Raw genomic sequence first — 14775 nt, 5'->3', positions numbered from 1 at the left:
TTCCTGCAGGATACTCCCTGCGGATGCGGTCGACCGTTTCCTTATTCGGAAATCTCATGGTCAGCGCCTCCGTTCTTGAATGCCGAAGACCCTGTGAGGTTCTTCAGCAGGATTTTCCGCTCGGCCTTGTACTCCGCACCGATGAATCCCAGCCGCAGGAGGAAGCAGCGGAATGCGTACTTCTCGTTGTCCACATCCTTTTCCGTGGCGATCACTCGCTTGGCATTTCTGCTCATCTCGCAGAGCGCGGCAATGAAATGCGTGCAGGCCTTCACCGAATCCTCGTCCGGCAGTTCCGCAAACCAGGGGAAGGAACCCCTGTCCTCCTTGACCAGTTTCTTGCGCCGTGCGCCTGTGACGTTGTACTTTACTTGCATTGCGTTTACCTCCGCTTTCGCTTGATTTTCTGTGCCTTGCGGCTGTTATATACATCACTCTAAAGCCCTAAAATAGCAAGCGAATAACGGGATTTTCTTTGTAGAATTATCGCCAGAATATCAGACTCGGAACTGTGAGTAGTACACAATGCCTGACAGCACGAAAACAGCGCACGGGAGTGCGATACCATTGCCCCACATCTTATATTCGGCGGAGTCCGTATGCGGATCGGAGAGCCACTTGATTATCTGCTTGTCCGTTTTCGGTTTGGATGCGCCGGACACGACATTCCTGTGCGTTTCAAAAACATCCCTCCAGGAAGCCAGCTCCTCATCGGTCGGATCATCCGTTCCGAAGTCAGCGCACCACCAGTCCGGGAATCCCTGCAGCCTTGCACACTCGGTGGATAACAAGACGAGACATACACACAAATTCACCTGGAAGCCACACGGCAGCCAGTTTACGATTATTGAAGAAATTCCCGAGGATAGGTTGCATATAAAAATTCGTCTACCGGAAAAGCTCGATAAAAGTGCTTTTCTAGCCACTTTAAAATACGATTCGTCTTGGGTGACCAAACTGGATTAAAGGAGTCTTATGGGATACATAGATAGAGATGGGTTTAAGGATTGGCTCCGAGAAAACTACTCAACAAATGACAGAGTGGTTCGCGATACGGTTTCAAGAGCGGATCGCGTCCGAAGAGCTTTTGAGGAAATGAATTCCGAGTTTTCCTACGAAAAAGAAATCAAACGGGATAACGGGCAGAGCCTATGGAACTTAATCTCCCGCAGAAGGGTAACAATCAAAGAAAGGATAAATTTGCCCGTGGGTTCCAACCAGATGGATTCTATTTCATCATCCGCAAAAAAATATATAACCTATCTACGTGAGAAAAAACAGCAATAACTCTTATAAGCTCTTGTCTCTAACAGACAGGGGCTTTTTCATAACAACAGTTCCGTAGTCTCAATATCTCCAAAAACATCTCTAACAACATTTCCGTTGTCTCAATACGGCAAAAAGCAGTTCTGTAGTTACAACCCTCTATTTTCCAGTGGTCAGAACTGTTGTCAAACGACCTAAAAAAGGGATTCCGATTATCTGTCCAAACTGGGCAGTTTCTCGGAATCCCTTGATTTCAAGCCTTTTTTATACAGTTTAGTCCTTCAATCTTGACATCAAACAAATAGTCTCCACGTGCGCGGTCATCGGGAACATATCTACCGGCTGCACGGTTTCTACTTCATAGCCGAGCCCACGAAGCACAACAATATCGCGCGCCATAGACGCCGGATTACAAGACACATACACCATATGTTTTGGTTTCATTGAGGCCGCCGCTTTTAGCACTTCTTCTTTACAGCCTGCACGAATCGGATCGAAAACGACCACATCGGCTTTCACGCCGCGTTTCACAAGATTCGGCATTTCTTTAGCCGCATCAGCGGCGATAAATTCAACATTGGTAATGCCGTTTCGCTCAGCGTTAGCTTTGGCATCTACAATAGCCGGTTCCACAATTTCAATACCGATAACGTGCTTTGCCTGTTTTGCCAAAAACAATGAAATCGTACCGGTTCCACAATACGCATCGATAACCGTTTCTTCACCTGTTAAATTAGCAAATTCCAACGCTTTCTTATATAATACGAGGGTTTGTTCCGGATTAACTTGGAAGAACGAATGAGGCGATAGTCTGAATTTCAAATCATCAATCGTGTCTCTGATAGTTTCATCGCCCCAAAGCAAGGTGCAATCACGACCCATAATTATATTCGTTTTACGCGGATTATGATTAAGCACAATGCTGGTTACTTGCGGCAAATTTTTACGGATTTCCGATACCCAATACTCCGCTTGTGGCAAGGTTTTAGCCGTGCTTACAATAATAACCATCCAGCCCTTTTCACCGATACGGCCGATAATGTGGCGAATCATCCCTTCAGCGGTTACTTCATTATATGGCATAAGACCTGTTTCACGAATCAAGCGTTCACAAACGGCAACAATCTGATTGTTCCCATCATTTTGAATGGCACAATTGGTACAAGGTACAATATCATGCGACCCCATGGCATAGAAGCCAAGTACCGCCCCTTTAGCGGAATCGGCCCCCACCGGAATCTGCATTTTATTCCGATAATGCCATGGATTATCCGGTCCTAAGGCCGGCTGAACCAAATCAGGATTCGTTTTGCCGATACGCTCCATAATGTCTCGAACTTTTTGAGTTTTCAAACGTAATTGTTCTTCATAGGTCACATGTTGCAATTGACAGCCGCCGCAAGTACCATATACCGGACAAGTCGGTTCAACTCGGTATGGTGCTGGTTTCAAAATTTCAACCAACGCCCCCACGGCATAGTTCTTTTTCACAAGTGTAATGCGAGCACTGATACGTTCACCGGGGAGTGCAAACGGCACAAACACCGTAAAGCCTTCATAACGGCCCACGCCTTCGCCGCTGTTTCCCAAACTTTCAATTGCAATTTCATATACTTGGCCCTTTGCTACAGGCACATTCTGTTTCATGATGATTATCCTTTCTCACTGTAAGAAAACTTAACTAACTATTACCTTTTATTATACAACAAAACGGCCCTGATACCTACTTCAGGGCCGTTTCAATTAATTCAGATTACCGGCTTATATGAATCTAATAAACTTTAAGTCAATTTAAAATGAATTGAGTCTAGGAGTCCTAACTATTTTTATAAAAACAACTGCTCCAACAGTTTTTCATATTCTTTGTATACCGCCGGATTATATGGCGATAATGTTTCTAAAAACTTCTTATTCTTAGCCACCGTTTTTTCAAAATTAGAGTCATAGTTATTAATTACATCGAGTAATACATCAGCCCCTCTTTGAGCATCAAATTCCGGATAGTAAAAACCGACACCCGCATCAAGCAAAATCGGCGAATTATGAACCAACGGATAGTTGCCGTAAAGAGCTTCATAGTACGCATAGTTAAGACCTAACTCCCACTGGAACGCCAAAACAATATCCGTATAACGAGACAAGAAATATGGCATTAAATGACGTGTTTCCACCGTCATGATTTTATTTTTTACCAACGATGTATAGCCGATAAAATTATGGAACACATGCAAGTCCCGTATATCGTAGGTATTGCACAAATACACATGAGCAATTGCTTCCGGGTCTTTTTTATAAGCCGCTTCCGAAATTAATACCGGCGTATAGCAATTTTTTACAACCGATGCATTCGGTTCAAATACAGAAATGCGACGACCGCGACCGGATTTATCCGGATTGTAGCCAAAACTTAAACCTTTCTGCAAGTTAGCAACTTGACGGTCAAAGAAGAACGAATTCCAAATATGCGGTACTTCATGAACGTCTGTACCGGTCATGACTTCCAAGTAATCTTTATTGGTCTTATACACCTGAGGAATGAGCCATGCTTGATCATATTTTGTGCCGTTAAAAGCACGGCCACCTTCTTTTTTGCAAATAAACTTTTCCATATCCCAGATAAAATCGTTACCCATACGATAAGTGACTATCTTAGCACCATATTTGCGGAATTCCTTTTCGTACTTCGGTTCTAATGTAAGTGTGCCTTCAATTAAAACATCGGTCGTCTTTACAACGTCTTCATACGGATATATGTCGACCCCCATGGCTTCTATTTCAAGTTCTTTAGGCAATGTCTTTAAATCATTGCCCCAGAATACGAAATATACATCTCCTACCCCGTCAATTTGGGCCAGCATTTCTCGTAAAAAATACATATTCTGTCCGGCGCCATTGGACCATATGTGTTTATAAGACGATCCCCAAAAGAATGTAATACCGATGCGCAGACCTGTTTTGCCAGCTTTTTTTCTACTGTGTAACTTACTTAACTCCATTTGATTGTCCTTTTAACCTTTTTTTGATTAACACTATCCAAAATTAAAAATCATATATTTTTAATATATCATATTTTATAGATGCCCATATCATCTTAAATCTAAAAATATTAGAAATACACAAATCGTTTATCATCTAATTCTAAGACATTTCTATCTAATAAAACATTTTACCCAAAACATTACACATTAATTTTTGACATTAAAGCTTTTACTTGTGCTTGTAACTCTTCAATCTGACGTGATTGCTTTTCAATAATAGCTTGTTGATTCTGATTTCCCATTTGCGATTCTAATGTTTCAAGACGTTTTGCCTGTGCATCAATCGTCTTTTGTTGTTCACGCACTTTATCTTCCAACGCATTCATGACACTAATTGGCATCGTCTTGTACTGTTCTTTTTTAGCACTATCAACCGTACTACTTCCGAATTTAAAAGACGCCCCATATTAAACATGGCATCACCGCTATCCATGGTACCGCCAACACTGAGCATGGTATTTTCATTAGCTCTGTAAAAAGCACCGAGCGCTAAGCTTTTTTCACTATGGTAAGTACCAAAACCTACGGCAAACGTTAATTTATCATTAGGATCGGCATCCATTGGATGCAAAGCTGCCAAAGCGGCTGCATTGGCTCCGGATTTGTTAATACGATTGCCAATATTGGCAACTTGGGATGCCAAGCCATAAATTTGACTTCCGTTAACTGCATCAGTAGACGTAGGTGAAATTTCACCATCGGCTACATTAGTAATTTTTCGCTCATTGCCAACTGAACCCACCGAAACAGTATTATCCTGATCAGCCACGGAACCGGCCCCTAGAGCTACTGAATTTTTGCCGGTTGCACTGGCATTACTGCCAATCGCAGTCGCATTTTCAGCGGTCGCCGAAGCATTCACACCCATAGCCGATGTTCCATTTCCATTAGCTACAGAACCCCGACCGATTGCCATGGCGTTTTCACCGGTAGCCGTTGCGCTTGATGAAGCCTTCGTTGCACTATCATTTGCAGATTTAGCACTGGATTCGGCCTGACTTGCACTAGTTGAGGCGCTCGATGCACTTGTAGACGCTGAACTTGCACTTGTTGATGCACTCGACACACTCGTTGAAGCTGAACTTGCACTTGTCGATGCTAACGTTGCACTAGATGAAGCAGTCCCTGCACTTGTTGAGGCACTCGCTGCACTAGTAGATGCTAATTCGGCACTAGATACTGCACTACTAGCACTCGTTGAAGCTGAGCTAACACTAGCATTTATACTATCCATATACTCTTGATTGATTCCAATCGCAACTTTTAACTGTTTACTTGCACCCTGTCCAGATGATTCAACAATAGAAATATCAATCCCCGTACCATCTACAAAAGTTAATCTCCCATTGCCATTACTTCCAGCTTGCCAATCTGTACCGGGTTTATCTTTAGTTCCATCGCCCCCAACATTAATATAATTATAAGCATAAGTAATCATCTGCGGTGCTAAAATCAACGCCACCATCAAAGCCACACTTATCCGTTTCACACGTCTTGTTCCACCTTGATGACTTTTAGCTAATTCCGATGCAACGACAAAACAACCTTTCGTCTTACTCCAGACCACTTTAAAAATTTTATTCATAACAACACCCCTAATTCACAAAAATATTTTACCAACCTAATACATCAAGCAGCATGCGATAACTTGATTATCAAAGTTTTTACTTTTAATCTATTTTTAACTTTAGCCGTTAAAGTTTTAATTAAATAATATACTTTTAAAACAGATCTACATTTCAAAAATATATTCCCCCATCATTAAAACCCTCAATACTTTAGCACATCAAAGTAAATAATTTTTAATCCCTACTAAATATATATTTATAAGTAAATAAGTATAGCTACTATGTTATTTTATAGCTAACTATACTTATCATAAATGAAATACTCATGAATGCACTTGATTGTTAACCTTAAAAATTACTATTTTTACAATTATTTTTATGACAAAATACAAATATAATTCAGTATTATCAATACTTCTACATCTTCATCTATATTCTTTAAAACTTCATAATTCAAAGACAAATTATATAGAATTGTGCACTAAAAGAGGACTTTCCTTAATCGAAGAGTCCTCTTTCTATCTTTTTCACTTTATTTGAATTTTAATTCTATTTTTACCATATGACGTACTCATAGTTTTGCCTACGCTCTATCATTTGGCCCCAATCATTTTAACAATTGCTCCAACAAATCTTTGTGTACTTTAACCACCTTGGAATTATATGGCGATAGAGTTTCTAAAAAAGCGGTATTGTTCTTTTTATGAAGTTCAATTTGAGCATCATAGGTATTAATTACATCTAACAACACTGCTGCGCCTTTTTTAGCATCAAATTCGGGATAGTAAAACCCAACGCCGGCATCACGCAAAAACGGCGAGTTATGCACCAACGGATAATTGCCGTATAGCGCTTCGTAATAGGCATAGTTAAGCCCCAACTCCCATTGATAGGATAAAACGATATCAATATAACGAGACAAAAAGTATGGCATTAAATGGCGTTTTTCAACACTCATAATCTTATTTTTAACAAGCGTAGTGTAACCGATAAAATTATGAAACGCCTTCAAATCTTTTACATCATAGGTATTACATAAATAGACGTGGGCAATGGCTTCCGGATTTTGTTTATAGGCTGCTTCCGAAATTAACACCGGTGTATAGCAATTCTTAACGACAGATGCATTCAGTTCGAATACAGAAATCCGTCGTCCCCGTTTGGTCGTATCCGGCTTATAGCCAAACGAAAGGCCGGCTTGCAGCTTAGCTACCTGACGATCAAAGAAAAATGGATTCCAAATGTGCGGGACTTCATACGCCTCAGTACCGGTCATAATTTCCACGTAGTCTTTGTTCGTCTTATATACTTGGGGAATGAGCCACGCCTGATCATAAGTTGTACCATTAAACGCACGACCGCCATCTTGTTTAGCAATAAACTTCTCCATATCCCAGATAAAATCATTCCCCATACGATATGTTACAATTTTCGCCCCGTATTTCCGGAATTCTTTTTCATATTTCGGCTCCAAGGTACGAGTACCTTCTATCAAAACATCCGTGGTTTTTACTACCTCTTCGTACGAATAAATATCAACACCCATGGCCTCCGTTTCGAGTGCCTTCGGCAACGTTTTTAAATCATTCCCCCAGAACACAAAATATACATCATCGACTCCGTCTATTTGTGATAGCACTTCTTTTAAAAAATACATATTTTGACCGGCACCATTAGACCAAATATTCTTATAGGTACGTCCCCAAAAGAATGTTATCCCGATGCGAATTCCTGTGTTACCTGATTTTTTTAAACTTTCCATGCCGCTTATCGCCATACTCTTATCCTTCTCTTATTATTCCTCAATATCGATAGGTCGATACATGGATTTATTATATATCAACCTATCTGAACCTATTATGACCGGAATCCTACCAACTCAAAACTTCATCACATTTTTACCAAGTTTTACATCTAATACTATTAAATGCCCGCTTTTTCCATCAAGGCTCTTACCTGGGCCTGCAATTCTTCAATCTGACTTGCTTCTGTACTTATAGTTTTCTGTTGCGACTGAACTTGATCTTCAAGGGCATTCATGGTGCTCATAGGCGCATTCTGGTATTGTGCCTTCTTAACACTATCAATTGTGCTGGAGCCAAACTTGAAGGAAGCACCAACGTTGATCATATTTTCACCATTCCCCATGGTGCCGCCAATACTAAACATTGTATTATCGTTAGGACGATAGAAAGCACCTAAGGCCATAGCGTTTTCACCACGATAGTTACCATAACCAACCGCAAAGCTTACTTTATCGGTTGGGTCAAAATCAAGCGGATGCAAAGCAGCCAAAGCGGCGGCATTAGCACCAACTTTATTAACCCGATTACTCAAATTCGAAACACTGGAAGCTACGCTATACAATTGACTGCCGTTAACTGCGTCTGTGGATGTGGCGGATACTTCACCGGCGGCCACATTGGTAATCTTACGTTCATTCCCCGGCGAACCAACGGATACCGTATTTTCTTCATCCGCTACAGAGCCGGCACCAATCGCAACTGAGTTAGCGGCAGTTGCACTGGAGGCTGCACTGGATGCACTTATGGATGCTTCCGTTGCACTACTGTCAGCGGCCGTTGCACTAGAGGACGCACTGTCAGCACTTGTAGATGCTTCCGTTGCACTCGATTCAGCAGAAGATGCGCTTGTCGACGCTTCCGTTGCACTGGACTCAGCACTGGAGGCACTAGTCGATGCCGAACTTACACTACTCACCGCCGTACTAACAGCCTCTAAAGTATCGTCATCAAGACTAATCGTCAAAGTCATGCTCTTCGACGTACTCGTTCCCGTCGCATCACTCACGGTTAAGCTAATACCACTCCCTGCTTCAATCGTCAAAACACCCGATCCTGCCGATCCGGCAAACCATGTCTCATCATTTACCGAAATTGTTGTGGCTAAGGCTGTCATTTGTGGTGTCAAAACCAACACCGCCATTATTGCCGCCGAAAGTCGTTTAATGCGACAAGATCCCCCTTGATGATTCTTCGCCAATTCCGATGCCACCACATAGTAGCCTTTTGTCTTGCTCCACGCGACCTTAAAAATTCTGTTCATACAAAACACATCTCTCATCGAATTAATTTTATAATAAAAAGACAAATTCAGATTATTTTTACCTTCAATATAATTTCACTCATTTTATATATTTATATTCTGAATCTTGTCTTTTTTATTAAATTAGTAATTTTAAAAACTACAAGAAGATATCACAAAGAATTTATTTTCCACCTAAAAAATCAATAAAATAGCATTATACAGACATTTTTAAATCAGATGTTATCACTACACTTATAATTAAATAAGCAACATATCTATACATTTACTTTTACAAATATAAATAATTCAAATGAAACACTCATGACTAACTTTGATTTTTAACATTATTAAGCTCCTCATTTATCACTTTTAAAGATGATATTTAATTAAAAAAAGTTAAGTAAAATCTATATCGATAAATCTTCATATTTAATTTTAAAAACTTCATATTTCACGGACAATTCCGTCAATACAGTGCACTCTAAAAAGACTTATTTAAGTAAATGATCTATTTCACGACCAAAATTTATGTCATTTGAAAAATATTTTTTATTTCATCATCTTTAAACGGCTCTTTTTTTGCAAAACAAAAAGCACCCTTTCTAACGGATGCTGATAAACTCATATCATCAATCTGCATAAAAATAACTGGCTATTTAACTAATATTTCATAATATTTTTGTTTTTTGGTTTTTAAAAACCTTTTGACATTACTATATAAAATAGCTACAATTAAATTAACAACACAAGGAGGTATCTTATGATTAACAAGATTGTTGCAGAATTAAAATATCAACAGCCGGAAGTAACCGTCGAATCCATCACTAAAATTCAAAAAATATATAAGGCTTCAGCAATTTCTGAATTCCAAGACACTATCCTGTTAACCACTTTATATTTAATCCAAAGAGCAAACACATTTAGTTTTGCCGAGGCTCAAGATTATTTAATCCGACAAATAAGGAATCCTTTGGTAACAGAATTCATCGAGTCAATCGAGGAAATTCCCTCAAAACTTACTCTCGAGTTGGAAACATGTACGGCACCACAATTATTGACCTATATACTATTCGCCGATCCGGATACTAAAAAAGGCCCCGACTTCAACAGCGGATCCAGCATTAATAAACTATTAGCCTTACTCCCTAACGAAGATGAATCCGTATTTGATTGGGGATTCGGTTACGGACAGACTCTGCTATATGCAGCGCTCTACGGGAATGCAAGAAAACTCAGAGGCATAGAAAATAACCTGCCTTGCTATCTGGTTACCAAGCTAAGATTATCCCTATTGCCTGACACAACGAATATAAAATTAGACTTTGACAATATGTTTCACAGAAAAGTTTATTCTAATCATTTTGTTGCGGATCACCTCGGATTCAAAAATACAGCAATTATTAAGCCGCTCCCCGGGAAAAACGCTGCCGACTTTACAGCCGATGAGTGGATCTTAGTTCCGGCCCAACTTAACGTCTTCAAAGAATTAATGAGCCCTGCCACCTTCAAAAGTGAATGGCCTTACATCATTACGGCCTTAGCGTCTCTAATCAGTAGCCAAAGATTATATGCTATTACTACCAACGGAGCAGCCTCAACAGAAACGTACAGTGATATCCGAAAACGGTTAATAAAATTCGGCTATGTAGAATGCGTTGTTCAATTACCCGAGAACTTAATACCCGGTACATCAATCCCTACGACACTTTGGATTTTTTCAAAAAACAATAAAACTGTACGCTTTATTGATGCATCTGAAATCAAAACTAAAGGGCGCCGTAAATTCAGTCTATCAGACAAAGATATCAAGGCGATTGTTGCCTTAATAACAAAACCGGAATTCACAGAATCCAATCACAGCCACAAGAGTCAAAAAGGTCGTATAAAGGTCGTACATAACGATGAGCTGGCAGCCTCCAATTATAATCTGGCCCCCTCACGATATATACAGGAAGATTTCCCCTCTGACTCAAGCGGCTATATCTTGCTGGAAGAAGTTTGCCAAATTAATCGCGGCGTTCTCTTAAAAGCACAAGAATTAGATACTTTGGTGGCCGATAATAATTCCGTTAAATATATTACACCTAAAAATTTGAACAACAGCATTATTGACTTATCGGGTGTAACTTCATTAGCAGAGACTGACGAAATTTCACCTAAAAAAGCTATTAGCGACAATAATATTATTATGAGTAAACTGCTTCCGTTCAAAGCAGGCTATATTACGGACACCCAAAACAATATGATTTTTTCAAACGGTAACACCTACTACTTACAAGTCGATAAAAAGGCTATCAATCCGCTGTTTTTATTTATGTATTTAAATTCAAAAATGGCTCAAAAACAACTCGAACAGCTTTCTCGCGGCAGTTCTACGACCACGCTGAGTATCAGTGACTTAAAAAATTTAAAAATTCCGCTCGTAAAACGTTCTATCCAAAACGAATTATCCAAAAAATATCAGGAACTGTTGGCAAAAGAACAACGAATTTACGAAAGTTTAAAAGCCCTTGAACGAGATAAAGACAGGCTGATTGAGGATGCCTTGCAGTAGCCGTTCGACTTTATAACAACTTATTTCCCAGCATACTTTTTTAACAGTTTCATAAATACTGACAAACAGGAGGTAAACACTATGAAATTGTACGAACACTCATTCCGCGATTTATATCACCAATTTATCGTGTTACCCATAGACAAACATAATACTGAAACGCCGGTATTTTTTACCGAATTACCCCATTACAAAGAGGCCAACGCACTTCTTCTTTACGGTTATATCGACCACGATGCGGGACTCACATTTGAAGTATTAAGTGCAGCTATTCACGAAAATGAAACGACTACCCTATTTCCGGGAATCGATGACATTTCCATCAAACTGCGTTCCGAATCTATCAGCGAAGAAAATATCATTTATCATAACCAATTGGTACCAACTGATTATGATAAAAAAATCGACTTTATAAATACTAACTACAGAGCCGATAAAGGTGTGGAATTATGTCGTCGAATTAAGGAATTAGATCCTTATCGCCATGCCGACTATCCGGATGATGCAGCCGTGATTTTCTACGATCAAGAAAAAGAGCCTGAATATTGTTGGGTTCGCTGTGAAGATTGCCACGCACCGCGATTCATCGGTACGCTCTTAAACGAACCGCAAAATATGACCGGCATCCACCGCAACGACAAAGTCGCCTTTAATTTGCTCGAAATTCAAGACGGACTTTTTGCCGCCGTATTCCTTCGTTAATATAAAAAAGCCTCCCCTAAGGGAGGCTTTTTTATTTATTATCACACTAATAAGATACTACTATCCGACAAAGCAATAACTCCACGCTATTTATCTTTGCCCTGTATTTTTCTTCGTCTTCTGGGTTCCAATATATATTCATTGATTCCTTTAAAAATACCAATTGCTATCCAAAGAGGAATGGACCATGCCTTAAAAATTGTCGCCGTAATAAAAAACAATATCATGACTATAATGAATTGCATAGTAGTTTCCCTTTCTTGATAAAGCATAGAATCTGCACCTATATCCAACCTGTTATTCTTTCATTTTATATTCACCAATCAAATAAAGTCAACTTTTATTACTATATTATAAAAAATACAGTTAAATTACAACTTTTTCTCCATTTTTTTTACACTCTGATATATAATTTTTCGTACTTACTTGCAAAAACGCCCAAAATCTTTTTTCAAAATTCATTTAATTTTTATTTTTCGCTTTTTTCAATTTTCTATGTGACAATGAATTGAAAAATAATTTAAAGGGAGGATATGAGTAAGCAATTATATAAAGAGCCAAAAATTAAACTGATTACCTTAAACAGCCTTTGTTGCAGCAGACTGAAAACAAGGCGCACAATTTAATTCTTAGTCAGAGGAGTTATAATGAAAAAATATGCATCAATTTTCCAACGTATCCTGTTATTATTTTTAATTATTTTCACATTTGGATCATCTCTAGTCATGGCCTACGGTAAATCCGAGTATGAATATCAACACATTTATCCCAGACAATATTTCCAATCTCTAGGCGATCCTTACACCTTCAAACTTAAAGAATTCGAACATCGATGGATCCATGTATCGAAAGGGTATGATAATGATTGGAAAGATGTTAAAGAAAATACCTCTTGGATTTCCAGAATACTGGGAGATAATTACCTACTTACTGACGATGGTGATATTTCCATGTATTCAAAAAAGAATGCCGCAATTATTGCCGCGTCTCGCCATATCACCTATGCATTTTACTTATATGATTACAACACCGAAAAATCAAATATGATGACCGCCATGCATTTTGACGGTATATCCAATACACTTTACAATGTATCATACTTAGTTTCCATCCCTGCAAAATTAATACATTTCTCGGCTGAAATGTTCCAACGAGGAACCTGTATCGGCAATGGTAACAAACAGGAATACGACGGAGAAACTATTAGCCAAATGGCAATCTGGATGGTAAAAGAAACCGCAATTAGGATTGTATTATCCGTCATAATGATTCCTGTAGGATTTATTATCGGTCTAACATTTCACCCATTTCAAACAGCTGCCAATTTACTATTTTCCGTTAGTGGTTTTCTAGATTTCTTCAACAATAACTTTATCATGACAATAGGTTATTTCATAAAAGCCTTCTTCCATTCAATATGGATTATATTCTCTTGGTACTAATCAACCATAAAAATAGAATAAATCTATTTTTTAATTAGGAGTGTTATTATGTCCTTTTCAGTTAACATAAGTTATAGATTATTATTTTCAGGGTAAGGCAACACGCTACTCATACCTTGATTTTAATATTAAGTCATCTTACATTAACAAAGGGGTGTATCCAAATGAAAAAATTAATCGTATTAGCATTCTTATTATTAGCAACTGTCGGGATAGCATCTGCTAAAGACGTATATGTAGGCACAGTCAAAAATCAGGAAAATGCAAATATCCAAATCTACATTGACGACCAATTTATTATGCAAAGCAATAATTACGTATTCTCTTTTGCATTAGTTGATACTTCTACCGGTGAATCAGAGCGCTATTCTGGAGGCATTGCATCATTTTTCGGTCCCCACGACGTATTTTATGTTAACGGAAATCCTATTTCTGTCAATGAACTTAATGCTCAGACCAGAGCTTTATTCAACGCACTCCTAATCTATGTCTCTTCACACCAACCATCATTAGCCTATTAATGAGCGATTACTGACATAGTCCAATAATCATTCATAATATAAAAAACTTAACTTAATAACAAACAAGGCCTCCTTAAGGTTAGATTTTAATTCTAACTTTAAGGAGGTCATTTTTATTCAATCTGCAGTTATGACGAACAATCTTTTGCAAATATATCCGCCAGTATATTTTTAGTGCAAAAAGCTACTAGCGCAAGTATATTAACAAACAAAAATCAAGTAATAAAAAGTAACCACAAGGGCTATAAACCCTTGTGGCTACTGCATTCTTCATGGTGATCCAGGAGAGATTCGAACTCCCGACCCACGGCTTAGAAGGCCGTTGCTCTATCCAACTGAGCTACTGGACCAAATTTAATTCTGAGCGATAAGTAGAATCTCTCTAAAAATCACTGTATACTATTATACACCAGACTATGTAAAAAAATCAATTCTCAACACGAAGTTCTTTACATAGTTTATATATCCCAAACTAATTTTAACCTGTTCCAACCTATTTTAAATTTTTTTATTTTTTAGTAAATTGCAATATGAAATTGAACACTTTTAAAAACCCAGTAACTTATTAACTTCTTCAATGAATACTTCTTGTGGTGTCCGGTAATTTAGAATTTTGCGTGGCAGTGCATTACACCA

12 protein-coding genes, 1 tRNA gene and 1 pseudogene are annotated in these 14775 nt (G+C 38.6%); 5 read left to right on the top strand and 9 right to left on the bottom strand.

Annotated elements, in window-relative coordinates; translation table 11 throughout:
- Positions 1 to 41 precede the first annotated feature (41 nt).
- Complete coding sequence (locus EO126_RS09810; protein WP_206168769.1) at positions 42 to 377, bottom strand: hypothetical protein; 336 nt, start codon at positions 375 to 377, stop codon at positions 42 to 44.
- A 598-nt stretch (positions 378 to 975) separates the two neighbouring features.
- Here EO126_RS09810 and EO126_RS09800 point away from each other — a divergent pair.
- A complete protein-coding gene (locus EO126_RS09800) occupies positions 976 to 1287 on the top strand; it encodes a hypothetical protein (RefSeq protein WP_127008710.1) in 312 nt (103 codons plus the stop codon).
- Positions 1288 to 1539: 252 nt separating this feature from the next.
- Here EO126_RS09800 and rlmD read toward each other — a convergent pair whose 3' ends face one another.
- From rlmD to EO126_RS11235, 6 genes are all read right to left on the bottom strand, one after another.
- Positions 1540 to 2913 (bottom strand): 23S rRNA (uracil(1939)-C(5))-methyltransferase RlmD, encoded by a 1374-nt coding sequence (gene rlmD / locus EO126_RS09795; protein ID WP_127008708.1) that lies wholly within the window; start codon positions 2911 to 2913, stop codon positions 1540 to 1542.
- A gap of 179 nt (positions 2914 to 3092) precedes the next feature.
- Positions 3093 to 4262, bottom strand: coding sequence for a DUF2827 family protein (locus tag EO126_RS09790; RefSeq protein ID WP_127008706.1), 1170 nt, complete (start codon positions 4260 to 4262; stop codon positions 3093 to 3095).
- 182 nt (positions 4263 to 4444) lie between these two features.
- Positions 4445 to 4645 (bottom strand): hypothetical protein, encoded by a 201-nt coding sequence (locus EO126_RS09785; RefSeq protein WP_127008704.1) that lies wholly within the window; start codon positions 4643 to 4645, stop codon positions 4445 to 4447.
- Positions 4627 to 5889 carry an ESPR-type extended signal peptide-containing protein gene (locus EO126_RS11085; RefSeq protein ID WP_127008702.1) on the bottom strand — a complete coding sequence of 421 codons (1263 nt, stop codon included), beginning with the start codon at positions 5887 to 5889 and terminating at the stop codon, positions 4627 to 4629. The genes EO126_RS09785 and EO126_RS11085 overlap by 19 nt, the downstream gene beginning before the upstream one ends.
- Before the next feature lie 590 nt (positions 5890 to 6479).
- On the bottom strand, positions 6480 to 7649 hold the full coding sequence (locus EO126_RS09775; protein WP_006556083.1) for a DUF2827 family protein: 1170 nt from the start codon (positions 7647 to 7649) through the stop codon (positions 6480 to 6482).
- A 146-nt stretch (positions 7650 to 7795) separates the two neighbouring features.
- Complete coding sequence (locus EO126_RS11235; protein WP_206168767.1) at positions 7796 to 8938, bottom strand: YadA-like family protein; 1143 nt, start codon at positions 8936 to 8938, stop codon at positions 7796 to 7798.
- A gap of 742 nt (positions 8939 to 9680) precedes the next feature.
- Here EO126_RS11235 and EO126_RS09765 point away from each other — a divergent pair.
- From EO126_RS09765 to EO126_RS09750, 4 genes are all read left to right on the top strand, one after another.
- Complete coding sequence (locus EO126_RS09765; protein ID WP_127008700.1) at positions 9681 to 11474, top strand: N-6 DNA methylase; 1794 nt, start codon at positions 9681 to 9683, stop codon at positions 11472 to 11474.
- Positions 11475 to 11555: 81 nt separating this feature from the next.
- Positions 11556 to 12176, top strand: coding sequence for a DUF2314 domain-containing protein (locus tag EO126_RS09760; RefSeq protein ID WP_127008698.1), 621 nt, complete (start codon positions 11556 to 11558; stop codon positions 12174 to 12176).
- Between the two features lie 647 nt (positions 12177 to 12823).
- Positions 12824 to 13618, top strand: a complete 795-nt coding sequence (locus EO126_RS09755; protein ID WP_127008696.1) for a hypothetical protein — start codon at positions 12824 to 12826, stop codon at positions 13616 to 13618.
- A 164-nt stretch (positions 13619 to 13782) separates the two neighbouring features.
- Positions 13783 to 14139 carry a hypothetical protein gene (locus EO126_RS09750; protein ID WP_127008694.1) on the top strand — a complete coding sequence of 119 codons (357 nt, stop codon included), beginning with the start codon at positions 13783 to 13785 and terminating at the stop codon, positions 14137 to 14139.
- A gap of 273 nt (positions 14140 to 14412) precedes the next feature.
- On the opposite strand, the gene EO126_RS09745 is transcribed toward EO126_RS09750, so the two are convergent.
- A tRNA-Arg gene (locus EO126_RS09745) sits at positions 14413 to 14489 on the bottom strand.
- A 165-nt stretch (positions 14490 to 14654) separates the two neighbouring features.
- Positions 14655 to 14775 (bottom strand): annotated as a pseudogene (locus EO126_RS11230) (IS30 family transposase); the annotation flags it as partial.

This window comes from Veillonella seminalis, from assembly GCF_003992065.1.
Taxonomy (GTDB): domain Bacteria; phylum Bacillota; class Negativicutes; order Veillonellales; family Veillonellaceae; genus Veillonella_A; species Veillonella_A seminalis.
The sequence above is the reverse complement of the archived record's forward strand: the minus strand, read 5'-3'. Positions and strand labels throughout refer to the sequence as shown.

Bases quoted from the DNA above. Each gene is read 5' to 3' on its own strand.
- EO126_RS09765 (WP_127008700.1), top strand. From the start codon at position 9,681: ATGATTAACAAGATTGTTGCAGAATTAAAATATCAACAGCCGGAAGTA.
- EO126_RS09810 (WP_206168769.1), bottom strand. From the start codon at position 377: ATGCAAGTAAAGTACAACGTCACAGGCGCACGGCGCAAGAAACTGGTC.
- EO126_RS09785 (WP_127008704.1), bottom strand. From the start codon at position 4,645: ATGCCAATTAGTGTCATGAATGCGTTGGAAGATAAAGTGCGTGAACAA.
- EO126_RS09775 (WP_006556083.1), bottom strand. From the start codon at position 7,649: ATGGCGATAAGCGGCATGGAAAGTTTAAAAAAATCAGGTAACACAGGA.
- EO126_RS09760 (WP_127008698.1), top strand. From the start codon at position 11,556: ATGAAATTGTACGAACACTCATTCCGCGATTTATATCACCAATTTATC.
- EO126_RS09790 (WP_127008706.1), bottom strand. From the start codon at position 4,262: ATGGAGTTAAGTAAGTTACACAGTAGAAAAAAAGCTGGCAAAACAGGT.
- EO126_RS11235 (WP_206168767.1), bottom strand. From the start codon at position 8,938: ATGAACAGAATTTTTAAGGTCGCGTGGAGCAAGACAAAAGGCTACTAT.
- EO126_RS09750 (WP_127008694.1), top strand. From the start codon at position 13,783: ATGAAAAAATTAATCGTATTAGCATTCTTATTATTAGCAACTGTCGGG.
- EO126_RS11085 (WP_127008702.1), bottom strand. From the start codon at position 5,889: ATGAATAAAATTTTTAAAGTGGTCTGGAGTAAGACGAAAGGTTGTTTT.
- rlmD (WP_127008708.1), bottom strand. From the start codon at position 2,913: ATGAAACAGAATGTGCCTGTAGCAAAGGGCCAAGTATATGAAATTGCA.
- EO126_RS09755 (WP_127008696.1), top strand. From the start codon at position 12,824: ATGAAAAAATATGCATCAATTTTCCAACGTATCCTGTTATTATTTTTA.
- EO126_RS09800 (WP_127008710.1), top strand. From the start codon at position 976: ATGGGATACATAGATAGAGATGGGTTTAAGGATTGGCTCCGAGAAAAC.